Consider the following 21,621-nt stretch of genomic DNA (forward strand, 5'->3'; position numbering starts at 1 on the left):
AAGGGGCGTAAGAGACGCAAGGAACGAAGCGACAGGTGAAACATCAGTCCGACAATGTGTCATCCTAACAGCCGGCGCACAATCCTGCTGACCGCCGCGATCCTGCTCGCGCCGGTGGTGGCGAATCGCCGGTAAAGACGATATCGCCCCGATGGGATGATTGGGAAACGTCTCCAATACGCGGGCTATGAGGCCGCGTGCCCTGCCGCATCGAGGCGCCGGAACGAATTGGCGGTAGAATCCCCCCTCGCTCCATTCAAACCGCCGCGCCCGTGACTGCCTTGCCTGCCAACGAACCTGCCGAACTTTCCGATACCGATGCCGCCGGCGACGACGTGACCCACAGTCCTCGCCTGTGGCGCGATGACGGCTGGACCGCGTCCGTCATCAAGAACGAAGACGACGACGGCTGGGCCGTAGCCATGCTCAAGGATGGCGAAGCGGAACCTGCCCTCGTCGGCCCCTGGACCATGGGCCGGGATAAAAAGAATCCCAAGCCGCTCGACGTCAACGCGTTCACGACATTGGTGAAGACCGCCTCGGAAGTCCTTCGCCGCCACGAACAGCAACTGCATGCGCAACTGCACAAGCACGTGTCGGTGAGCGCTTCCTCAGGTGAGTACGACGTCACGCTCGATATCGTGCCGGACGAATACGATCCCTACGCGACGCTGACGGCGCTCGACCGCTTTGGTGAGGCAGTAGCACGCGTCAAGGTCGCCCCGAACTTCAAGCTCAGCAAGACCAGCGCGCTCGCCTGGATCGACAACGATTTCCGTCGCCCCCAGTGAGCACTCGCTGACTGACTGTCACTCAACATTCGGGAACATGCCGGCGCGTCCAGGCGCAATGCTGGCAGCACTCGATGAAGGCGCAAAAACGGACGCGCAAAAAACAAAACGCGCCTGGCCGTGAAGCCAGACGCGTTGTGCCGACGTCCATTTTACCGATCTGACCAACCGAATTATCCGGATGGTACGCCGGTGAAACTGGCGTCCCCTAGGGGATTCGAACCCCTGTACTCACCGTGAAAGGGTGATGTCCTAGGCCTCTAGACGAAGGGGACAATAAGTCTTTCGTTTGGTGGAGGTAAGCGGGATCGAACCGCTGACCTCTTGCATGCCATGCAAGCGCTCTCCCAGCTGAGCTATACCCCCCTTGCGAAGAAGCGAAACTATAGCGCACCCGCGAACACTTGTGAAGCCCCTTTTGCAAAAAAATTGAAAAAGCTTCGCGCGTTTGGCTAACTGCTGCGCAGCGGGAGTTTGCTCGACGCCTTCAATTCGCGCATCGAAAGCGTGCTCAACATCTCCTTGACGCCAGGCAACGAGCGCAGTCGGTTCAGTACGAACTCTGAGTAGCTGTCGAAATCCTCCGCGATGATCTGCAGCAGATAGTCGTGCTGTCCCGTGGTGTTGTGGAGCGCGACAACCTCCGGCATGGCCAGCACTCCGGCCTCGAAGGTGCGGCACGTCTTCTCGGTGTGGTTGTCCAGCGAAATACTGACGAAGGCGACCACGCCAAGACCCAGCGCATGTCGATCAAGCACCGCTTGGTACCCGCGGATAACGCCGGAAGACTCGAGCCTTCGCAGCCTTTTCCAGCACGGCGAGGCCGAAAGTGCGACGCGTTCTGCCAAGTCTGAATTGCTCAGACGACCGTCTTCCTGAAGGATTTTCAGGATGCTCGCATCTGTTGCGTCCAAATCCACTTTTAAGGCACGTTTTTTCATGAATTTTTTTCATGGAGAAATATCCTTCCAAATTTTAGGCCAGATAGGATAGAAATGGAAAGTATATTTTTGTTGGCTTCACCTACGCTCACCATCGTGAAACGCGGCGGTGGTGCTCGGTGACGACACTCACGCCGGGCCGCCCACGGCCGACAAACCCATCAGAGGAGCATTGCATGTCGTACTCGAACTACCACAAGAAGCACATCGGCGAACATCTGCTGCACACTGAAAATCTGGAGCACGAAGTAGACCTGAGTGCTGATTTGGACAACGCATTCCGTAAGTGCGCCGTCGTCAAGCACTGCGGGCGCGAACGCGGTCTCTTCATACGGAAGCGGGTGCACTCTCGTCATGGGTTTCCGCCGCAACCTCCTACAGCGTGCACGGCGCGGGGCGCCTGCCGAAAAAGCGTGCAAGTCCGACGGTCGTATCGCATACTGAAGGGCACCCCCACGCGCCCGGAGGCCCATCATGGCGAAGCCCCGCTTCTACGCCCTGCGCATCCGCGAGGTTCGTCCCGAGACGGCCGACGCCGTCACTGTCTCGTTCGACGTCCCGCCGGAACTGCGCGATGCATTCCGTTTCACGCAAGGCCAGTTCGTCACGCTGAAAACGCACATCGAGGGCGAGGAAACGCGCCGCTCATATTCCATCTGCGTCGGCACCACGGATTACGACCGTGACGGTGAATTACGTATCGGTATCAAACGCGTGCGTGGTGGGCGCTTCTCGAACTTTGCCTTCGATACGCTGCAGCCGGGCCACGAAATCGAGGTGATGACGCCCGACGGGCGCTTCTTCACGCATCTGAACGCCGATCACTCGAAGCATTACGTGGCGTTCTCCGGCGGCTCCGGTATCACGCCCGTGCTTGCGATCATCAAGACCACGCTGGAAGTCGAATCGACGAGCGACTTCACGCTCATCTATGGCAATCGCAGTGTCGACGCAATCATGTTCGCGGAAGAACTCGAGGACTTGAAGAATCGCTACATGGGACGCTTCGCGCTCTACCATGTGCTCTCGGACGAGCCGCAGGACATCGATCTGTTCAACGGCGTGCTCGACCAGGCCAAATGCGCGGCGTTCCTTGACACGCTGGTGCCGGCGGCGCAAATCGACGAAGCGTTCATCTGCGGGCCCGGGCCAATGATGGACGCCGCCGAAGCGGCCCTCAAGGCGGCGGGCGTTGCGCCCGAAAAAATTCACGTGGAACGCTTCGGCACGCCGTTGCCGCAGGCGGGTGTGCCGGCCGTCGAGATCACCGACACCACGCCGGCGGCCGATCTGGAACTGGTGGTCGACGGCAAGACACGGCGCCTGCGCCTGCCCTATGACGGCATCAGCCTGCTCGACGTCGGATTGCGCGCAGGCCTCGCGCTGCCCTACGCCTGCAAAGGCGGCGTGTGCTGCACATGCCGCGCCAAAGTCCTTTCGGGCAAAGTGCGCATGGAGAAGAATTACACGCTTGAGCCTCAGGAAGTCGCCGACGGGTTCGTGCTGACGTGCCAATGCCACCCAGTGAGCGACAAGGTCACGGTCAGCTTCGACGAACGCTAAGGCGAATCTCAGCGGCTCATGCCGCGTGCATCGATGGGCCAGAGCGCTTCGACACGACCGTGGCGCACGGCCACGTATTGGTCGTGCAGATTGACGGTCGGGTCGCAATGCCCCGGCACCAGCAACAGCATCTCGCCGAGCCACGCAGCGCCGTCCGCCGCCGGCGACGCCAGGTCGAGCACGCCGTGTTCGTCCGATGCGCCGCGATAGGTCGGCGTGCCCTCGCGCTGCGCGGACCAGAACCGCGGCTGCCCGGAATCGACGGCCATGCTCTTGAGCCCGGCATCGCACACGATCATGCCCGGACGCGCCGCGCTCATGACGGTCGCTGCGAGGAACAGGCCGTGCCGAAAACGCCACTCGTCGCGCCATTCCAGCGATCCATAGTGCTGATCAAGGAACACGTACGATCCCGGCTGGATTTCCGTATAGACGCCGCTTGCCAGATCGAACTCGCATGTGCCCGTGCCCCCGCCCGTGACGACCGGACTGCGCACACCACGCGCTTCCAGATGCGTGACATATGCCGCTGCCTGATCCGCAGCGCGGCGCGCCGCGTCGCGGCGTTCAGCCCACGCGGCGAAATGCTGCGCACTCCCGTGATAGGCCTGGATGCCGCCGAAATGCAGGGCGTCGTAATGATCGATGGCGTCGACAAGGCCGCTCAAGGCGTCTGCCGTGGCGACGCCGCAACGGCCCTGCCCCACGTCGACTTCCGGCAACACCGCGATGCGCACGCCCGCGCGCCCGGCGGCCTTGCCCAACGCCGCAACCTGACGAACATCGTCCACGCAAACGGACAGCGTGACGTGGCCCGCCAGCGCGACGGCCATCGCGACCTTGTCGTCGCCGACGAACTCGTTGCTGATGTGAATGTTGGCGACGCCTGCACGCGCGAACGGGTACGCTTCGCTGAGCTTCTGGCAACAGATGCCCACCGCGCCGGCGGCCAGTTGCGCGCGCGCGATTGCAACGGACTTATGGGCCTTGGCGTGGGGACGAACCGCGACGCCATGCTTTGCGGCCGCCGCCGCCATGCGCTCCAGGTTCTCGTCGAACGCATCGAGGTCGAGCACGAGCGCCGGCGTGGCGACGGACGACAACGGCTGCCCGACCACCGCCGCCGGCGGCAACGGCAATGCAGCCGCCGCGATGTCGCCGGCGCGCGGCGTTCCGTTCAAAGCTTCTACCACGGCATCAGACATCTTGATCCTTCAAGGAAACAGCAGTTCGCAACGCCCGCGCGAGTAACTGTGCCGCATGGACCGCTTCGGTCTGTGCGCCATCGAGTATCTGGTGCCGGCAACTGGTGCCGTCGGCCACCACGACGGCGTTCGCGGCGCGCGCTCGCACGGCAGGCAACAACGACAGTTCAGCCATCGCGTTCGAGGTCTCGAAATGCTCGGCCTCGTAGCCAAAACTGCCCGCCATGCCGCAGCATGACGACTCAATCGATGATACCTTCAGCCCGGGAATCCAGCCAAGCACCGTCGGCACGGGCTTGAGCGCATCGAACGCCTTTTGATGGCAGTGGCCATGCACCAGCGCTTCGGTTACGCCGCCGTCGAGCGGCCCCAATGCCAGATCGAATCGGCCGGCTTGCCGTTGCGCTATCAGAAATTCCTCAAACAAGAGTGCGTTGTCGGCAAGCTGGCGCGCCTCGGCACCGAAGCCGTAGCCGAGAAACTCGTCGCGCAGCGACAACAGACAGGACGGTTCCAGGCCGACAACGGGCACGCCGCGCGCGACGTACGGTGTCACCGCGTCGAGCAGCCGCCGCGCTTCGGCCTTCGCCTCGTCGACAAGCCCCGCAGCGAGGAAGGTGCGCCCGCAACACAGAGGGCGTTCCCCGCCGCGCTGGTTCACGTGCACGGTATACCCCGCCGCTTCGAGCACCTGGCGCGCGGCCCGGGCATTCTCCGGTTCCATATAGTTGTTGAATGTGTCGACGAACAGCAGCACTTCCCTGCCGGCACCGAGCAGTCCGCCCGATGCTGCGCTGCGTCCGTCGAGGAACGGTTTGCCCAATGGCGGCAACGAACGTTGCGGCGCGATGCCGAGCCAACGCTTTGCCACGCTGGCGACGACCGGCATGCGCTCGGCCAGCGCCAGCGCGCCACCGAGACGGCTGGCCCAAGGCGCGTAGCGCGGCAAATACGCGACCAGCCTGTCGCGCAGGGCAATGCCATGCGTCTGCGCGCGGGCATGGCGCGCTTCGATCTTGAAACGCGCCATGTCCACCCCGGTCGGACAATCGCGCTTGCAGCCCTTGCAGGACACACACAGATCGAGCACTTCCTTCACTTCGTCGCTCGCCAGGCCCTCGTCGCCGAGCTGGCCCGACACGGCCAGCCGCAAGGTATTGGCTCGGCCGCGCGTGACATGTTGTTCGTCGCGGGTTACGCGATAGCTCGGGCACATGGTGCCGGCGTCGAACTTGCGGCAGTGTCCATTGTTGTTGCACATCTCGACGGCCGATGCCAGACCATGTGTCGCGTCGAAACCGGTATCGGGCGGCGTTTCATCGCCCGTGCGCGGATCGCGCCGGACATTCCATGCCGACCAGTCGAGCGCCGGCGACATCTCCCTGGCCCGGTAGCCAGGCGCGAAGCGGAACAGCTCGCGCGTGTCCATCTTCGGCGGGCAGACAATCTTGTCGGGATTGAAGCGATTCCCGGGATCGAACAGGGCCTTGATCTCGCCGAAGGCGGCATTGATGCGCGGACCGTATTGCCAGGCAACCCATTCGCCACGGCACAGGCCGTCGCCGTGCTCGCCGGAATACGCCCCCTTGTACTCGCGCACGAGCGCCGCAGCTTCGTCAGCGATGGCGCGCATCTTCACGGCGCCGTCGCGGCGCATGTCGAGGATCGGCCGGACGTGCAGCGTGCCGACGCTCGCATGCGCATACCACGTGCCTTCCGTGCCGTGACGATGGAATACGTCGGTCAACCGCCGCGTGTACTCCGCAAGATGCACCAGCGGCACCGCACAGTCCTCGATGAATGACACAGGCTTGCCGTCGCCCTTCATGCTCATCATGATGTTCAGGCCGGCGCGGCGCACATCCCACAATGCCTTTTGCTCCATGGCGCCGGGCATTTTCACGACGCTCCCGGGCAAGCCCAGATCGCCCATCAGCGTGGCGAGATCGTCGAGCCGTTGACGCAGCGGCGCCGGATCGCCCCCCGCAAATTCGACCAACAGGATCGCCTGGGGCGACCCGGCGAGCGCACGCTCGATCACCGGACGAAATGCCGGATTGCCCATGGCCAGATCGATCATGGTGCGATCGACAAGCTCTACCGCGACCGGGCCCAGACGCACGATGTGCTGCGTCATGTCCATTGCCTGGTAGAAGGTCGGGAAGTTCACGACGCCGAGCACCTTGTGCCGCGGCAACGGCTGGAGCTTCAGCGTGATCTGACGGCTGTACGCAAGCGTGCCCTCCGAGCCGACCAGCAGATGCGATAGATTGGCGACACCGTCGTCGGTGTATGCGCGCGGATTCCGGCAATCGAACAGATCAATGTTATAGCCGGCCACCCGGCGCAGCACGCGCGGCATGCGTTCCCGGATTTCGTCGCGCTCGCGCAGGGCGATCGCTTCGACGCCGCGCAGGATGCCGGCCACGCGCGGGTCTGCGGGGGGCGTATGCAGCGCACCGAAACGCGCCTGCGCGCCGTCGGCGAGCACGGCGTCGATGGCCAGCACGTTGTGCACCATGTTGCCGTATTCCAGCGATCGCGAGCCGCAGGAATTGTTGCCCGTCATGCCGCCGATCGTGCACTGTGCCCCCGTCGACACATCCACCGGGAACCACAAGCCATGCGGCTCCAGCCAGGCGTTGAGATGATCGAGCACGATGCCGGGCTCGACCGTCACGGTGCGCGCGCCGGCATCGAAATCGACCACACGGTTGAGCCACTTGCTGTTGTCGATAACCAGCGCTTCGCCGATCGTCTGACCACACTGACTCGTGCCCGCGCCACGCGCCAGGACCGGCACGTGCAGATCGCGTGCGATATCGAGGGCGCGCAGCAAATCGTCCTGGTCGCGCGGCACGACGATGCCGATCGGGAAAATCTGATAGATCGACGCGTCCGTGGCGTAACGCCCACGGCTGGCGCGATCGAACAGGACGTCGCCGTGCATCTCCTTGCGCAGGCGTGCTTGCAACGGCGACACGGCGACGCCACCACGCGGCGCCGGTGCGAGACGAATGGGCTGAATCAATGAGGTGGCGGTACTTTTTTTCATTACAGCGCGCTCATGCGTGAATGCGCGACGCGTCCAGATCCTGCGACGGCACGTCGCGCGCGAAATCGAGCTTCACCACAAACGTCCTCTCTCATTTTGGATTTTGAATTCAAAATACTTTATCAGAGGGCGAGGATGTGTCAAAGGGAAAAATCTCTTGAATTCGCGGAGGTTTACCCTAAAGCTACGACAGCTGGATGACATGCGTTACAATCGTCAAAACGGTAACAATGTGATTTTGAATGCAAAACTTTGAAGAAACGACGACGGAAGGCAGCGCCTCGGGCATCCCGCGCGTGGAGCGGTTGCGGTTGCACGATACGGTGGTCGAACACTTGCGCAAGTTGATCATCGAAGGCGTGCTGTCGCCGGGTGTCAAACTGAACGAGCGCGAGTTGTGCGAGACCTTGGGGATTTCGCGTACCCCGCTGCGCGAGGCGTTCAAGGTGCTGGCGGCCGAAGGGCTGATCGATATCGCGCCGAACCGGGGCGCGACGGTCGCGCGCATGACCGAAAAGGAAATTTGGGAGACCTTCGAGCTGATGAGTGCGCTCGAGGCGTTTTCGGGGGAACTCGCAGCGCAGCGCATCACCCCGGTGGAGCTCGCCGAGATCAAGGCCTTGCATTACGCGATGCTCGCCTGCCGTGCGCAGAACGACCTGCCAGGCTATTACAGCCGTAACCAGGCGATCCACGACCGCATCAATGAAGCAGCGCGTAACGGCGCGTTGCGTCAGACCTATATGTCGATCAATCGCCGCCTGATGGCGCTGCGCTTTCGCTCCAACTTCCGCACCGACAAATGGGATCGCGCGATCGAGGAGCACGAGGAGATGATCGACGCACTGGAGAAGCGTGACGGCAAACGTCTCGGCGAGATCTTGCGGCAACACTTGCTGGAAAAGCGCGACGCCGTCATGCAGATTCACACCGATCCGTTGATCGGCGCACGTAACGATTGAACCGGGCTGCGCGGGTTTCGACCGGCACGCCGCATCGAGATGACAGTCCTGCCCGCCGCCGTCAGTGCGGACAGGACGAAGCAACTCGGGCGTGTAGTGCGAATTCAGGAACGGATATTGGGAAATGGCGGATATCCGGATACGGACTTTCCGATTCACGACCGCGTCAATGAAGGCGCCGACGCACGTTCCGCGGTAATGCCGTGCACCGTTGCGCCTCTCCAGCCAAGGGCTCCTGCTATTATGACCATGGTAATGTGACCATGGAAATAAGGAGTATCGAGATGTCAATCAGGACCGTTTCCAAATCGCAGTTCAAGGCAAAGGCCCTAGAATATTTTCGTCAAGTGGAAACATCTGGGGAGAGCATCATCGTGACAAATCATGGACAGCCGGTCCTGGAGGTACGCGTCTATCGGGACACGCGCCAGAATCCGCTCGAAACACTGCGGGGATCCGTCCTCCGTTACGTCGATCCGACAGCCCCCGTCGATGCGGAATGGGAGGCCGCCGAATGATCGTACTGGATACACACGCACTGATCTGGTGGATCAATGGCGACGCCCTGCTCAGCAAACGCGCGAGAGCGGCGATCGAGCACGAACTGGATGACGGACACATTATCGTATCCGCCATCTCGACATGGGAGGTGGCGATGCTGGTGAAGCAAGCGCGTCTGGTCCTGTCGATGGACGTCAACCGCTGGCTGGCCACCGTCGGGCAGATTGAACGCGTCAGCTTCGTGCCGGTGGATGTCGAAATCGCGTTGAAATCGGTCGATCTTCCGGGGGACTTTCACAAGGACCCCGCGGATCGCATGATCGTTACCACGGCCCGGGCCCTTGCGGCACCGCTGGTGACCAAGGACGACAAGATTCGCGCCTATCGGCACGTCAAGACAATCTGGTAAGCGGGACGCTGCCCCGCTTGCCTGGCCGGGCCCGCGCCGATGCCCCCGTACCGCTTCAGTGCAGCAACGGGTCGAGCCCTGTGCTGGCCACATCGCCGGCGGCGGAAGGGGCGGCCATGTACTGCAACATCCGCTTCGCTTCTTCGGGGTGCACCGCGTTCACCGGCACACCTGCGGCAAATCGCGTCACCGACTGCAGCGATTCGGGGATCTTCCCGGCAAACGCCGCGCCCCGCACTGGCAGCAATTCGCTGACCTGCTGCAAACCCAACGCGAAGTCACCCGCCGCGACCTTCTCCGCGACCGGGGTCTTCTGGATCATGACGGACTTCCCCTTCATTTCCTGCTCGATACCCAGGCGCTTGAACAGTTCGCGTTCGACGTACACGCCGCTCGCACTGTCCGAGTAGGCGACTGACTCGGCCTGCAACAGCGCTGCCTTCAGTGCCTCCGGCGTGCTGACGTCAGGCACCGGCGTACCGGCCTTCACGACCACGCCGATACGGGAATCGGCCAGGTCCACGCGCGAGTCCGGGCGCACCTTCCCCTGCTTGATGAGATCGTCGAGGGCGTAGCCGACCATGATGACGGCATCGGCCGCCTCCCCACGTGCAAGACGATTGGGAATCGCCTCGGGCGCTTTGCCCATCGACGGCCCCCACGCCGTGTCGACGTGATCGCCGGACTCGGCTTCGTACTTCGGCAGCAGCACCTTATAGGCAGCCGTGAAGCCGCCAGAGTTCATCACATGCAGCTCGGCGGCCTGCGTCAGCGGCGCATACAGGCTGACGGCGACGGTGGCCGCCGCGCAAAGCACGCCCAGCGGAGAAAGAATGGCTTTCATGCGTTGTCTCGATATGTTGTCGTGAAGCAGGAACTCAGCTTGCAGAGCTCAGCGCCGCCGGCTCGCCGCGGCCGCGCGAGCCGCGATAGAGCGCAAGCGTGGCGCAGATGGCGCACAACGCCGCAAAACTCATCCAGTACCCGGGCGCGGCCTTGTCACCGGTGGCGTGAATCATGTACGTCGACAGCGCCGGCGTGAAGCCCCCGAAGATCGCCGTCGCCAGGCTGTACGCGAGCGAGAATCCAGCAACGCGCACGTCCGGCGGCATGACCTCCGTCAACGCGGGGATCATGGCGCCGTTGTACATTCCGTAGAGGAACGACAGCCAAAGCAGCACACCCAGCATGCGGCCGAAGCTCGGCGCCTGCACCAGCATCGACAGCGCCGGATACGCGGAAACGAGCGTGAGTCCCGCGAACAGCAGCAGCACCGGACGACGCCCGATGCGATCCGACAGCGCCCCGCCGACCGGCAGCCAGATGAAATTCGAAACGCCCACGCACAAGGTGACGAGCAAGGCATCCGCGCTGCTCAGCTTGAGCACGGATTTGCCGAACGTCGGCGCATAGACGGTGATCAGATAGAACGCGGTCGTCGTCAGCGCGACGAGCATCGTGCCGCCGAAGACGATCCGCGCATTCGCGGCCATCGAACGAAACACCTCGCCGACAGCCGGATGACGCTTGCGCTGCTTGAACTCGTCGCTTTCTTCGAGCGAGCGGCGCAAGGCGAAGATGACCGGCACGATCAAGCAGCCGACGAAGAACGGCACACGCCATCCCCACGCCGCGATGGCGTCGGCCGACAGCGTTTGCGACAACGTATAGCCAAGCGCCGCCGACACGATGATCGCCACCTGTTGGCTGCCCGATTGCCAACTCGTGTAGAAGCCCTTGTTGCCCGGCGTGGCGATTTCCGCGAGATACACGGACACGCCGCCCAACTCCGCGCCTGCCGAGAAGCCCTGCAGCAAACGGCCGATCAGCACCAGCGCCGGCGCAAAGAGGCCGATGGTTTCATGACCGGGAACGAATGCGATCAGGATCGTGCCGCTGGCCATGATGGCCAGCGTGGTTACGAGACCCTTGCGGCGGCCGACGTTATCGATGTATGCGCCGAGAATGACCGCGCCGAGCGGACGCATCAGGAAACCCGCGCCAAACACCGCGAACGTCAGCATGAGCGAAGCGAAATCGCTGCCTGCCGGGAAGAACACGTGCGAGATCTGCGTGGCGTAGAAGCCGAACAGGAAGAAATCGAACTGTTCGAGGAAATTGCCGGCCGTCACGCGCAAGACCGCGCCGGCTTTCGAATGACGACGCGCTGCCGCGTCGTGAGGGCGCTTGTGCATTGCGCTGTCTCCGAAATGCTTTTGAAGGATATTGATGTCGTCGCGGCGCACCCTTGGACGCACCGCTGAGGTCGCCATGGTGCTCCCGTCACAGTACGCTTGTGAATTGCAAATTTCAGATGGATTGATGCACAATTGCGATCAATCCATCGTCATTGATTTTCCGCTGCCAGATTTCCCCGTCCCGCCATGGCTATCAACTTCGATCTGAACGACTTGCAGGCCTTTCGGGCAGTGTCGGAGCTCAGCAACTTCCGGCGCGCCGCGGAATCGATTCATCTGTCGCAGCCGGCGTTAAGCCGCCGCATCGACAAACTGGAAGCGGCCCTGGGCGTGAAACTGTTCGAGCGCAGCACCCGGCACGTCAGCCTGACGACCGTCGGGCGCGCATTCGCCCGCGACGCGGCACGCCTGCTCGACGATCTGGACAATGCGCTGCTCGGCATGCGCGGCGAGGCATCGTCAAGTCTCGGCCATGTCACGATCGCGTGCGTCCCGTCGGCGGCGTATTACTTCATGCCGCAAGTGGTATCGCGCTATCACGCCGCGTATCCACGCATCCGCATCTCCGTGCTCGACGCTGGGGCGAACGAAGTCCTCGCAGCAGTGGCGAGCGGTGAAGCGGACTTCGGCTTGAATTTCATTGGCAGCCAGGAACCCGATATCGAATTCAAGTTGTTGCTGCAGGAGCGCTACGTGGCCGCCTGCCGGCGCGACCATCCGCTGGCGCGCAAGCGTAAAGTGACCTGGCGGGAGTTGTATCAATACGACTACATCGCTGTCGGCAAGATGTCCGGCAATCGGCTGCTCCTCGATCAGGCGCTGACGGACATGCCGGACCGGCCGCCAAGCATTTGCGAGACCCGGCATGTCACGACGATGTTGGGCCTCGTGGAGGCCGGCCTGGGTGTCGCCGCCGCCCCGGCCATGGCGATGCCCGGCGCCGGGCACCCGGTACTCACCAGCGTGCCGCTGGTCGACCCGGTGGTGACGCGGCGCGTCGGTTTGATCCGGCGCAAGGGCCGCCCGCTCTCGCCGGCGGCGGCCCACCTCTATCAGTTCGTGGCCGAAATGAAGTCCGTGCGCGGCAAAGCCCCGCGTCAGACCGGATAAGTCCCCGGCACCAGCATGCTGCGATCGAGCGCGCCGATCGACGTGCGCCCGCACAGCGCCATCGTCACGTCCATTTCCTTGGCGATGACCTCCAGCGCGCGCCGCACGCCGGCCTCGCCCATCGCGCCGAGGCCGTAGAGGAACGGACGGCCGATCAGGGTGCCTTTCGCGCCGAGCGCGATGGCCTTGATGACATCTTGCCCCGAGCGGATACCGCCGTCGAGCCACACCTCGATGTCCTTGCCGACGGCGTCGACGATCGGCGGCAGTGCGCGGATGGTCGACATGGCGCCGTCGAGCTGCCGGCCGCCGTGATTGCTGACGATCATCGCATCCGCACCGGTGTCGCGTGCGTGACGGGCGTCTTCCTCATCGAGAATCCCCTTGAGCACGAGCTTGCCGCCCCAGCGGCGCTTGATCCATTCGACATCGTTCCACGACAGTTTCGGGTCGAACTGCGCCGCCGACCAGGCCGCAAGCGAGCCGATATCGTCCACGCCCTTCGCGTGCCCGACGATGTTGCCGAACGTGCGCCGCTTCGTGCCAAGCATGCCGAGGCACCACTTGGGCTTCGTCATCATGTTCGCGATGTTCGGCAACGTCAGTTTCGGCGGCGCCGACAGGCCGTTCTTGATGTCCTTGTGGCGCTGACCGCTGATCTGCAGGTCCATCGTCACCATCAGCGCGGAACAGCCCGCAGCTTTCGCCCGGTCGATCAGCCGCTCGATGAAGCCGCGGTCCCGCATGACATACAACTGGAACCAGAACGGCGCGCGGGTGTGCGCCGCGACATCTTCGATGGAGCAAATGCTGACGGTCGACAGCGTGAACGGCACGCCAAACGCAACGGCCGCCTTCGCGGCGAGGATCTCGCCGTCGGCGTGCTGCATGCCGGTCATGCCGGTCGGCGCGAGCGCCACGGGCATCGCAACATCTGCGCCGAGCATTTGCGTGCGCAGGCTGCGGTGCTCGATGTCGACAGCGACGCGTTGCCGGAACTCGATGCCGTGAAAGTCGCGTTCGTTGGCGCGATAGGTGCGCTCGGTCCACGAGCCCGAATCGACGTATTCATAGAACATGCGCGGCACGCGCCGCTCGGCGAGCCGGCGCAAATCTTCAATGGTGGTGATGACGGTCATGCGGTGGGGGCCGTTTCAGGAAGTCTTCTTGACGAGATCGAGCAGGGAATTGTCCCGCTTGATGGTTTTGAGCACGATATTCGAGTGAATGGACATGACCGCCGGCGCCTGGTACAGCTCATTGATGATGAAGTCCGAATAATGTGCCAAGTTGCGCGCACGCACCGTCAACATATAGTTGGCGCCGCCCGTGACAATCCGCGCTTCGATCACTTCCGGCCAGTTTTGCAGCGCTTCCAGAAACTTCTCATGCCACCCTTCCACGTCGGGCCGCAAGGTGATCTGCACCAGCGCTTCGAACTCCAGTCCGATATGCTGCGGGTCCACGATACAACGATAACCCGCGATTACGCCCCGTTCTTCCAGCAATTTCACCCGGCGCAAGCAGGCCGATGGCGACAGCCCGACGGCATCCGCAAGCTCCTGATTCGTGATACGGCCGTTCTGCTCCATGTGGCGCAGAATGCGCAAGTCCGCCAGATCCAGTTGCATTTCGCAGATTCCTTCTCAAATTCCGAAAAATCGGCAACTCCTGCCAACGACCCCCAGTTTACCGCCAGAATAAGCAAGGCAATTTATTATTTGCATCAATATTATAGACTTCAAGTTTTTGCCGTTTCAAAACCGGAAGACATGACGCTTCTGTTCGGCGTGCCGTTTGTCGTGTTCGTGCTGGCGGTGTATTTCGTGTGGTATCGCAAGCTTGGCAATGGCGGCCACGCCGACGCGCCGATCGAAGCCGCCTGATCAGCGTGGCTTGCCGGCGCGACCGTGCTCGTCGCGGCGGACCGCCAGCATGCGCAGCAGATCGCGCGCGTGTTCGACCGTCAAATCGCGGATACGCGCCTGCCGGGCGTCGTCGATCGAATCCCATCCCAAAGACGATTTCACCGAACGCGGCATCACGCGAAAGATCATCCCCTGGCCGGTAATGGCCATCGCGCGCAGCCGGGTCTCGGGATCGTCCAGCGGCAGCCCCGACAGCCGCGACACAATGGCAGCCGTCACGGCGGATGTACGCACCTGCACACGCTCCTGCATCAGCAAAAAGCCGGCTTCCGGCCCCAGTCCTGACTGCTCGCGGGCCATGAACATGCGCCAGTCGTTGGCATCGGGGGTGACCTGGACAATCGACGCGATCGCGCCCTGTATCTGGCAAAAGGCCTCGATAAGCGCCTGGTCCGAGGCTGCGGCGTCGGCCAACACGGCCTCCGCGGCCGCTACCGGCGCCTCCATCGCCTCCCATATGCGCGCCACGATCGCCTCGACGCACGCGAGATATACACCTTCCTTGTTGTCGAAGTAATACTGCAGCGCCGGCGCGTTGACGCCGGCCGCCGCAGCGATATCGCGCGTCGACGCCCCCTCGAAGCCCTTCTCGCCGAACAGCCGTATCGCCGCCACCACGATCCGTGCGCGCGTTTCCTCGCCCCGCTGATAGCCACCGTCGACAACGTGGCGCAGTTTTGCCGTGCGTCCCATGAATTTCCTTGTCTTGCCTGAACTTCCCGCAAAAATATATCACTTGACATAATTTGATCAAGTGGAATAATTCTCTCGACTGGAATATTTTCGAGGAGTTCCCATGTCCGCCATTGCGCCGGCCGAATCGACGTCGCGCCGCCCTGAAGCCCGTGAGGGTGATGCTTCCGCCGTCTTGCGAATCGGCGCGGTCCCGGAGAAAGCGGGGATCAACACACGCCGGCGCAAGCTGCTGACGATGGCTGGCGCACTGGCGCTGCTGGCCGCGGCAGGGTATGGCATGCACTGGTTCACGGTCGGCCGTTTTATCGAAACCACCGACGACGCTTATCTTCAGGCCGACAGCATGACCGTCGCGCCTAAGGTGGCTGGCTATGTGGCCGAAGTATACGTCACCGACAACCAGGCCATCGCCGCCGGCCAGCCGTTGGTGCGACTCGACAACCGGCAGTATCAGGCCGCGTTCGATCAGGCGCAGGCGACGGTCACCTCGCGGCGCGCGGACGTCACGCGCAGCGAGGCCGAACTGGCCCAGCAATCGGCCAATATCGCGCAAGCCAGTGCAGAGCTCGAAGGGGCGCGCGCCAACGCGCGCTACGCGGCCGGACAGGTCGATCGTTACGGTCCGCTGGTCGCGACCGGCGCCGAAACCGACGAGCGGCTGGCCGAACTTCGCAATGCGAGCACGCGCGCGGCGGCCACGCTCAAGGCGAACGAGGCCAGCGTGCTTTCAGCCACGCGCCAGACGCAAACCCTTGAAGCCAAGCTTGCACAGGCGCACGCGCAATTGACCGTGGCCGAGGCGAGCGCGCGCCAAGCGGCGCTCGATCTGCAAGATACGGTGGTGCGCAGTACGCTGGCCGGGCGCGTCGGCGATCGTGCCGTGCGCGTCGGACAGTACGCGCAGCCGGGCACGCGGTTGCTGACGGTGGTGCCGGTGCAGGACTTGTACCTCACGGCCAACTTCAAGGAAACGCAGGTCGGTCACATGCGTGCGGGTCAGGCGGTCACGGTGCATGTCGACGCCCTGCCCGGCGAACCGCTCCACGGCACGGTCGAGAGTCTCTCGCCGGGCACGGGCTCGCAGTTTGCGCTGCTGCCTGCGCAGAATGCGACCGGCAACTTCACGAAGATCGTCCAGCGCGTGCCGGTACGCATTCACGTCGACATGCCCGAGAAGGTGCGCGGTGCGTTGCTGCCGGGTCTGTCGGTGACCGTCGACGTCGATACGCGCGCGCATTCCGGCGCGCCGGCGCGAGCGGCGTCCGCTGCCGGGGCGCAACATGGCTAACGCCGTGCCGGCGCAAGGTGCGGGCGCAGGACCGGCCGCGCCCGCGGGCACGCCGGTGAACGCATCCGCGTCGGACTGGATCGCCGTCGCCGCCGGCGCGCTCGGTGCGCTGCTCGCCACCCTCGACATCTCCATCACGAACTCCGCATTGCCGCAGATCCAGGGGCAGATCGGCGCGTCGGGCACCGAAGGCACATGGATTTCCACCGGCTATCTGATGTCCGAGATCGTGATGATCCCGCTCGCGGCGTGGCTGACGCGCGTGTTCGGAATGCGTCGTTTCCTGATGTGGAACGCGATCCTGTTCACGGCGTTTTCGATGATGTGCGGCTTGTCCCACAGCCTGCCGGAAATCGTCATCGGCCGTATCGGACAGGGCTTCGCGGGCGGCGCCATGATCCCGACGGCGCAGACCATCATCCGCACGCGCCTGCCTCGCCACCAGATGGCGGTCGGCATGGCAGCCTTTGGCCTGATTGTCATGCTCGGGCCAGTGATGGGTCCGGTCTTCGGCGGCTGGTTGACGGAAAATGCCAACTGGCGTTGGTGCTTCTTCCTCAACTTGCCGATCTCTACCGCACTCGTCTTGCTGCTGTATCTGGGCCTGAAATCGGAGCGCGCCGACTTTCGCCAGTTTATCAACGCAGATTGGCTGGGCATCGTCGGGCTGACGATTGGCTTGAGTTCGCTCACGGTGGTGCTTGAGGAAGGACAACGCGAACATTGGTTCGACTCAACCGCGATCGTGTGGCTGTCGATCGTCGCGGCGGTCGGTATCGGCATGGTCCTGGTCGCGCAGTTCACGTCGCGCGCGCCCATCGTCAGATTGGCCTTGTTGCGCAACAAGAACTACGCGAGCGTGATCTTCATCGTGTTCACAATCGGGGCGGCCATCTATGGCGTGTCGTATCTGTTGCCGCAGTTCCTCGCGCTCATCGCGGGATACAACGCCCAGCAGGCCGGCGGCATCATGCTGCTTGCGGGCATTCCCGCAATGCTGTTGATGCCGATTCTGCCGCGGCTGATCACCCATGTCGACATCCGATTGCTGGTGATTGCGGGCCTGCTCGCCTTTCTGGGCAGTTGCATGCTCGACCTCGGCTTGACGACACAGAGTGCCGGGCACGATTTCACGATGTCGCAATTGCTGCGCGGCGTCGGCCAGATGCTCGCGATGATGCCGCTCAACCAGGCCGCCATGGCGGCCGTGGGCGCGCACGAAGCCGGCGATGCCGCCGGACTCTATAACATGGCGCGCAATCTCGGCGGGTCGGTCGGCCTCGCGCTGCTGGGCATCTTCATCGACCGTCGCGTCGACTATCACGACGCGGTGTTGCGCGAAGGCATCTCCGCGAACAGCGCCATCGGGCAGGAGCATCTGAGCGCCAACGCCGCGGGATTCTTCGCGCAGCATGGCGACATGGCGCATGCAAAATTGCAGGCGATGGCGCAACTGGCCGGCGAGATCTCGCGGCAGGCGATGGTCATCACCTATTCCGAAACGTTCTATGTGCTTGGCGTGGCGCTGCTGTTGTGCGTGCCGCTCGCCCTGCTCCTGAAACAGCCTGCCGGCTTTACCTCCGGAGGTCATTGATCATGACGATGTTTTCCATGGCGCGGGCCCAGCCCGCACGATTGACGGCATTCGCCCTCGCGGCAGGCACGCTGTTGCTGGCCGGCTGCACCGTTGGCCCCGATTACCGTGGGGCCCCGAGTGTGGCGCCGCAGGCGCTGCGCGCCACGCAGTTCCCGCATGCGCGCGGCGGCGTGGATGCTGATGCGCCAGCTGCCGCCGCATGGTGGGTCGCGTTGCACGACGACACCTTGAACACCCTGATCGACGCGGCGCTGGCGCACAGTCCGGACATCCGGGCCGCGCAGGCGCGCGTACGCCAGTCGCGGGCCAGCCTGCGCGGTCATGAGGGTGACGCACTGCCCAAGGTCAACGCGAGCGGCACGATGGTGCACATGCGCTCCCCCGACACCAGCCTTCTCGGCGGCAACAGCGCCGCCAGCGGCAGGGGACGCGGGCCACTCGAGCTGTATATTGCGGGCTTCGATGCCAGTTGGGAGATCGATCTGTTCGGCGGCACGCGCCGGGCGGTCGAGGCGGCTTCGGCCGAAGCGGACGCCACGCAGGCCGATCTCGCCGACGCACACGTGCAGTTGGCGGCCGAGGTCGCGCAGGCATATGTCGGGCTGCGCGATCAGCAGGCGCGGCTCGCACTGGTCAAGGCGTCGGCACAGCTCGAAGACGAAATGCTGCAGCTCACGCGCCAGCGCAGGGCACGCGGCGTGGCCTCTGAACTCGACGTCGAGCGCCTGTTCACGCAGGTCGAGAACACGCGCGCGCGCATTTTGCCGCTTGAGTCGCAGTTGGTCGAATCGCTCGATCAATTGGCTTTGCTGACGGGCCAGGCGCCCGGCGCGCTTGACGACACGCTTGCCGGTGCCCAGCCGCTGCCGCAAGTGCCGGCGACGATTGCGATCGGCAACCCGTCGGCATTGCTTCAGGCGCGGCCGGACATTCGTGCGGCCGAACGCCGGCTCGCCTCGCAGAACGCGCAGATCGGCGAGCAGAAGGCGAAGTGGTTTCCGAAGCTGTCGATCCTGGGTGATCTGGGATTCAGTGCCATGGACCCCGGACATCTCGTGCGAAAGGACAATCTGAACTGGTTCGTAGTGCCGCGCCTGCAATGGAACGTGCTCGACTTCGGGCGCGTGGCGGCGGCGGTCGATCAGGCGGAAGCCGGCCGCGACGGCGCCGCCGCGAAATATGAAAGCGCGGTGCTGGGCGCCTTGCGCGACGCAGACGTCGCGTTGGCGCGATACGGCCATCAGCGCGAAAACGTCTACCGCCTGCGCAGTGTGGAAAGCTCCGCAAGCCGGGCGGCGACGCTCACGCGGCAGCGCTATGCCGCCGGCACCGCCAGCACGCTCGACTGGCTCGATGCGGAACGGACCCGTTTCAGCGCCGAACAGGACCGCATTTCCGGCGACGCGCAATTGCTCAGGGATTTCGTTGCGCTGCAGAAGGCGCTGGGGTTGGGGTGGCAGGTGCAGGGGTAGTGCGTCTCCTCTCGACGAACCCGCACCATCAGCGCGCCGTTCAACTTTTCATGTTGTTCAATAAAAATGAACACGAAGAATAATTGAACGATCACCTCGTTTCGTTCATAATATGTCCACGTTCATAAAAAATGAACTGGAGCAAAATATGAACACGGGTATGTGGAATGCTTTCGCGCGCGAAAGCGAAATGCAGAATGTGCTTGCGCAAGCGGTGGCCACACTTGCCGATCGAAGCGGCGTCGCCATACGCCTGATCGATTTCAGCCCCTATTCGGACGGCGCGGCGCCACATCGCGCGGATGCCACGATCACGCTCCGCATCCGCGACCGCAGGATCGCCTTCGACGTTGAGTTCAAAGCGCGCATGCAAGGCAGGGCATCGGTCGATGTCATTGCGGATCGTCAGGCAGGCCACGCGACGCCGTTGCTACTCGTCGCCCCGTACCTAAGCATGACGCTTGCGGAACAATGCGTCCAGCGCGGCCTTCGGTTCATCGATCTCGCTGGAAACGCATACCTGAGCGACGATTCGACGCACATCTGCATTATCGGCAAGAAGCCGAACGAGACAACGCTTCACGATATGACGATCCCCCCCGCCCTGCGTGCCGGGGGCAACGCCTCTTCGCTACGGCTGACGTTTGTCGTGCTGAGCCGTCCCGACCTACTGAATTGTTCGTATCGCGAACTGGCGACGATATCAGGCATCGCATTGGGCGCAGTCGGGACGCAGCTCGGACAACTGCGGGAACGCGGCCACCTGGTCGATGATGCGCGCTTCGGGCGCCGCATTGTTGCTCGGTCGGCCTTGCGCGATGAATGGGTAACGAATTTCCCCTTGCGCCTGTTGCCCAAGCTCAACGCGATGCGCTTTCGCGCAGAGAATCCCGACTGGTGGCGCGACGCCGAACTCGGTGCAAACCAAGCCTGGTGGAGCGGCGAAGTCGCTGCGGCAACACTCGCCAACGCCATCCGTCCCGCAACACAAACGGTCTATGTCAAACCCGAGATTCGACGCGAATGGCTGCTAACGCAAGCCAAGCGGCACCGACTACGTGCCGATCCGGCGGGACCTATCGAGATACTCGACGCGTTTTGGGATTTTGGCGAATATGCCGAAACGACGGAATTTGGCCCGTCGCTGTTGGTCTATGCCGATTTGGTTCGCTCGCGAGATCCGCGCAACGTTGAAGCTTCGCAAGTGATCCGCTCGCTCATGGAAAGCAACGATGCCAAAGCTGCGTCTTAAAACCCCTGTGCCTCCGGACAAGGCAGCGCTATTGCGCATGATGGCGAGCCTGACCGCGGAGATGCACCTCGACTATTTTGTCGTCGGCGCGACGGCACGCGATATGCTCATGCACTATCTGCATGGCTTCCCCATTCGCCGCGCCAGCCCCGATATCGACTTTGCGATCGCACTCTCGGACTGGCAAATGTTCGATCGTGTCCGCGCCGCGCTACTTGCTTATCCGTCGATCGCACAGGACGCCAGGATTCCTCACCGGCTCATCTATACGCCCGAAGACAGCGCCGCATTTCCGCTCGACCTTGTGCCGTTCGGTGACGTCGCGGATCAACACGCCAATGTCGTCTGGCCGCCAGACATGGCAGTCGTGATGAGTGTCGTCGGTTATGAAGATGCACTTGCAGGAGCCGTCCTCGTCGAGATTGCTGACGACCTCGACGTCCCCGTCGCATCGATTCCGGGACTCGTTGTCACGAAGTTCATCGCTTGGCGCGGGCGCGGGATGGAAAACGAGAAGGATGCAGTCGATCTTCGTTATCTCATCGAGCATTATCACGACGCAGGCAACCTCGACCGGCTGTATGGCGAGGAAGCAGTCCTGCTCACCGCATGCGAATTCGTTCTGGATCATCGATAAGCACGACGATCGATCC

General features: G+C 63.1%; 20 protein-coding genes and 2 tRNA genes. 11 read left to right on the forward strand and 11 right to left on the reverse strand.

Annotated elements, in window-relative coordinates; all coding sequences use genetic code 11:
- Positions 1–272 precede the first annotated feature (272 nt).
- Positions 273–791, forward strand: a complete 519-nt coding sequence (locus tag PTE30175_RS10090) for a hypothetical protein (RefSeq protein WP_420819621.1) — start codon at positions 273–275, stop codon at positions 789–791.
- Between the two features lie 199 nt (positions 792–990).
- Here the strand turns inward: PTE30175_RS10090 and PTE30175_RS10095 are convergent.
- The 4 genes from PTE30175_RS10095 to PTE30175_RS10110 all read right to left on the reverse strand — a co-directional run bounded on the left by PTE30175_RS10095 (position 991) and on the right by PTE30175_RS10110 (position 2,088).
- Positions 991–1,066: transfer RNA gene (locus tag PTE30175_RS10095), tRNA-Glu, on the reverse strand.
- Positions 1,067–1,081: 15 nt separating this feature from the next.
- Positions 1,082–1,157: transfer RNA gene (locus tag PTE30175_RS10100), tRNA-Ala, on the reverse strand.
- A gap of 86 nt (positions 1,158–1,243) precedes the next feature.
- The gene (locus tag PTE30175_RS10105) at positions 1,244–1,711 is read right to left on the reverse strand and encodes an Lrp/AsnC family transcriptional regulator (protein ID WP_150697099.1); all 468 of its coding nucleotides are present in this window, start codon (positions 1,709–1,711) and stop codon (positions 1,244–1,246) included.
- Positions 1,712–1,893: 182 nt separating this feature from the next.
- Positions 1,894–2,088 carry a hypothetical protein gene (locus tag PTE30175_RS10110; protein WP_150696937.1) on the reverse strand — a complete coding sequence of 65 codons (195 nt, stop codon included), beginning with the start codon at positions 2,086–2,088 and terminating at the stop codon, positions 1,894–1,896.
- 118 nt (positions 2,089–2,206) lie between these two features.
- Between PTE30175_RS10110 and paaE the strand changes: the two genes are divergently transcribed.
- Positions 2,207–3,295: a 1,2-phenylacetyl-CoA epoxidase subunit PaaE gene (gene paaE / locus PTE30175_RS10115; RefSeq protein WP_150696938.1), complete on the forward strand. Its 1,089-nt coding sequence runs from the start codon at positions 2,207–2,209 to the stop codon at positions 3,293–3,295.
- 8 nt (positions 3,296–3,303) lie between these two features.
- Here the strand turns inward: paaE and PTE30175_RS10120 are convergent, their stop codons facing one another.
- Both PTE30175_RS10120 and PTE30175_RS10125 read right to left on the reverse strand, forming a co-directional pair.
- A complete protein-coding gene (locus PTE30175_RS10120; RefSeq protein WP_150696939.1) occupies positions 3,304–4,500 on the reverse strand; it encodes a DSD1 family PLP-dependent enzyme in 1,197 nt (398 codons plus the stop codon).
- The gene (locus tag PTE30175_RS10125) at positions 4,493–7,555 is read right to left on the reverse strand and encodes an FAD-binding and (Fe-S)-binding domain-containing protein (protein ID WP_150696940.1); all 3,063 of its coding nucleotides are present in this window, start codon (positions 7,553–7,555) and stop codon (positions 4,493–4,495) included. The genes PTE30175_RS10120 and PTE30175_RS10125 overlap by 8 nt, the downstream gene beginning before the upstream one ends.
- Positions 7,556–7,797: 242 nt before the next feature.
- Here PTE30175_RS10125 and PTE30175_RS10130 point away from each other — a divergent pair, with 242 nt between their 5' ends.
- The 3 genes from PTE30175_RS10130 to PTE30175_RS10140 all read left to right on the forward strand — a co-directional run bounded on the left by PTE30175_RS10130 (position 7,798) and on the right by PTE30175_RS10140 (position 9,427).
- Positions 7,798–8,517, forward strand: coding sequence for a GntR family transcriptional regulator (locus tag PTE30175_RS10130; RefSeq protein ID WP_150696941.1), 720 nt, complete (start codon positions 7,798–7,800; stop codon positions 8,515–8,517).
- 284 nt (positions 8,518–8,801) lie between these two features.
- Positions 8,802–9,035 carry a type II toxin-antitoxin system Phd/YefM family antitoxin gene (locus tag PTE30175_RS10135; RefSeq protein WP_150696942.1) on the forward strand — a complete coding sequence of 78 codons (234 nt, stop codon included), beginning with the start codon at positions 8,802–8,804 and terminating at the stop codon, positions 9,033–9,035.
- Positions 9,032–9,427: a type II toxin-antitoxin system VapC family toxin gene (locus PTE30175_RS10140; RefSeq protein WP_150696943.1), complete on the forward strand. Its 396-nt coding sequence runs from the start codon at positions 9,032–9,034 to the stop codon at positions 9,425–9,427. Before PTE30175_RS10135 ends, PTE30175_RS10140 begins: the two co-directional genes overlap by 4 nt.
- A gap of 55 nt (positions 9,428–9,482) precedes the next feature.
- On the opposite strand, the gene PTE30175_RS10145 is transcribed toward PTE30175_RS10140, so the two are convergent.
- Entirely contained in the window at positions 9,483–10,262 is a 780-nt protein-coding gene (locus PTE30175_RS10145) for a substrate-binding domain-containing protein (protein ID WP_420819623.1), read from the reverse strand.
- Positions 10,263–10,305: 43 nt separating this feature from the next.
- Positions 10,306–11,622: an MFS transporter gene (gene tcuC / locus PTE30175_RS10150; protein ID WP_150696945.1), complete on the reverse strand. Its 1,317-nt coding sequence runs from the start codon at positions 11,620–11,622 to the stop codon at positions 10,306–10,308.
- A gap of 189 nt (positions 11,623–11,811) precedes the next feature.
- Here tcuC and PTE30175_RS10155 point away from each other — a divergent pair, with 189 nt between their 5' ends.
- Positions 11,812–12,735 carry a LysR family transcriptional regulator gene (locus PTE30175_RS10155; RefSeq protein ID WP_150696946.1) on the forward strand — a complete coding sequence of 308 codons (924 nt, stop codon included), beginning with the start codon at positions 11,812–11,814 and terminating at the stop codon, positions 12,733–12,735.
- Here the strand turns inward: PTE30175_RS10155 and PTE30175_RS10160 are convergent.
- From PTE30175_RS10160 to PTE30175_RS10170, 3 genes are all read right to left on the reverse strand, one after another.
- Positions 12,723–13,874 carry an alpha-hydroxy acid oxidase gene (locus PTE30175_RS10160; protein ID WP_150696947.1) on the reverse strand — a complete coding sequence of 384 codons (1,152 nt, stop codon included), beginning with the start codon at positions 13,872–13,874 and terminating at the stop codon, positions 12,723–12,725. The two genes, PTE30175_RS10155 and PTE30175_RS10160, sit on opposite strands and share 13 nt — an antisense overlap.
- A gap of 15 nt (positions 13,875–13,889) precedes the next feature.
- Positions 13,890–14,366: an Lrp/AsnC family transcriptional regulator gene (locus PTE30175_RS10165; RefSeq protein WP_150696948.1), complete on the reverse strand. Its 477-nt coding sequence runs from the start codon at positions 14,364–14,366 to the stop codon at positions 13,890–13,892.
- 255 nt (positions 14,367–14,621) lie between these two features.
- On the reverse strand, positions 14,622–15,356 hold the full coding sequence (locus tag PTE30175_RS10170) for a CerR family C-terminal domain-containing protein (protein ID WP_150696949.1): 735 nt from the start codon (positions 15,354–15,356) through the stop codon (positions 14,622–14,624).
- Positions 15,357–15,459: 103 nt separating this feature from the next.
- Between PTE30175_RS10170 and PTE30175_RS10175 the strand changes: the two genes are divergently transcribed.
- The 5 genes from PTE30175_RS10175 (at position 15,460) to PTE30175_RS10195 (ending at position 21,605) form a co-directional block, all read left to right on the forward strand.
- Positions 15,460–16,647 (forward strand): HlyD family secretion protein, encoded by a 1,188-nt coding sequence (locus PTE30175_RS10175; RefSeq protein WP_150696950.1) that lies wholly within the window; start codon positions 15,460–15,462, stop codon positions 16,645–16,647.
- Positions 16,640–18,241: a DHA2 family efflux MFS transporter permease subunit gene (locus PTE30175_RS10180; protein ID WP_150696951.1), complete on the forward strand. Its 1,602-nt coding sequence runs from the start codon at positions 16,640–16,642 to the stop codon at positions 18,239–18,241. The genes PTE30175_RS10175 and PTE30175_RS10180 overlap by 8 nt, the downstream gene beginning before the upstream one ends.
- Before the next feature lie 2 nt (positions 18,242–18,243).
- Complete coding sequence (locus PTE30175_RS10185; RefSeq protein WP_224788686.1) at positions 18,244–19,716, forward strand: efflux transporter outer membrane subunit; 1,473 nt, start codon at positions 18,244–18,246, stop codon at positions 19,714–19,716.
- 148 nt (positions 19,717–19,864) lie between these two features.
- Positions 19,865–20,968 (forward strand): type IV toxin-antitoxin system AbiEi family antitoxin, encoded by a 1,104-nt coding sequence (locus tag PTE30175_RS10190; RefSeq protein WP_191628971.1) that lies wholly within the window; start codon positions 19,865–19,867, stop codon positions 20,966–20,968.
- Complete coding sequence (locus PTE30175_RS10195; RefSeq protein WP_150696953.1) at positions 20,949–21,605, forward strand: nucleotidyl transferase AbiEii/AbiGii toxin family protein; 657 nt, start codon at positions 20,949–20,951, stop codon at positions 21,603–21,605. Before PTE30175_RS10190 ends, PTE30175_RS10195 begins: the two co-directional genes overlap by 20 nt.
- Positions 21,606–21,621 lie beyond the last annotated feature (16 nt).

Source organism: Pandoraea terrae (assembly GCF_902459695.1).
Lineage (GTDB): Bacteria > Pseudomonadota > Gammaproteobacteria > Burkholderiales > Burkholderiaceae > Pandoraea > Pandoraea terrae.

Excerpts from the sequence above, each read along its gene's own strand:
- PTE30175_RS10110 (WP_150696937.1), bottom strand. The coding sequence starts at position 2,088 with ATGACGAGAGTGCACCCGCTTCCGTATGAAGAGACCGCGTTCGCGCCC.
- paaE (WP_150696938.1), top strand. The coding sequence starts at position 2,207 with ATGGCGAAGCCCCGCTTCTACGCCCTGCGCATCCGCGAGGTTCGTCCC.
- PTE30175_RS10120 (WP_150696939.1), bottom strand. The coding sequence starts at position 4,500 with ATGTCTGATGCCGTGGTAGAAGCTTTGAACGGAACGCCGCGCGCCGGC.
- PTE30175_RS10125 (WP_150696940.1), bottom strand. The coding sequence starts at position 7,555 with ATGAAAAAAAGTACCGCCACCTCATTGATTCAGCCCATTCGTCTCGCA.
- PTE30175_RS10130 (WP_150696941.1), top strand. The coding sequence starts at position 7,798 with ATGCAAAACTTTGAAGAAACGACGACGGAAGGCAGCGCCTCGGGCATC.
- PTE30175_RS10135 (WP_150696942.1), top strand. The coding sequence starts at position 8,802 with ATGTCAATCAGGACCGTTTCCAAATCGCAGTTCAAGGCAAAGGCCCTA.
- PTE30175_RS10140 (WP_150696943.1), top strand. The coding sequence starts at position 9,032 with ATGATCGTACTGGATACACACGCACTGATCTGGTGGATCAATGGCGAC.
- tcuC (WP_150696945.1), bottom strand. The coding sequence starts at position 11,622 with ATGCACAAGCGCCCTCACGACGCGGCAGCGCGTCGTCATTCGAAAGCC.
- PTE30175_RS10155 (WP_150696946.1), top strand. The coding sequence starts at position 11,812 with ATGGCTATCAACTTCGATCTGAACGACTTGCAGGCCTTTCGGGCAGTG.
- PTE30175_RS10160 (WP_150696947.1), bottom strand. The coding sequence starts at position 13,874 with ATGACCGTCATCACCACCATTGAAGATTTGCGCCGGCTCGCCGAGCGG.
- PTE30175_RS10165 (WP_150696948.1), bottom strand. The coding sequence starts at position 14,366 with ATGCAACTGGATCTGGCGGACTTGCGCATTCTGCGCCACATGGAGCAG.
- PTE30175_RS10170 (WP_150696949.1), bottom strand. The coding sequence starts at position 15,356 with ATGGGACGCACGGCAAAACTGCGCCACGTTGTCGACGGTGGCTATCAG.
- PTE30175_RS10175 (WP_150696950.1), top strand. The coding sequence starts at position 15,460 with ATGTCCGCCATTGCGCCGGCCGAATCGACGTCGCGCCGCCCTGAAGCC.
- PTE30175_RS10180 (WP_150696951.1), top strand. The coding sequence starts at position 16,640 with ATGGCTAACGCCGTGCCGGCGCAAGGTGCGGGCGCAGGACCGGCCGCG.
- PTE30175_RS10185 (WP_224788686.1), top strand. The coding sequence starts at position 18,244 with ATGACGATGTTTTCCATGGCGCGGGCCCAGCCCGCACGATTGACGGCA.
- PTE30175_RS10190 (WP_191628971.1), top strand. The coding sequence starts at position 19,865 with ATGAACACGGGTATGTGGAATGCTTTCGCGCGCGAAAGCGAAATGCAG.
- PTE30175_RS10195 (WP_150696953.1), top strand. The coding sequence starts at position 20,949 with ATGCCAAAGCTGCGTCTTAAAACCCCTGTGCCTCCGGACAAGGCAGCG.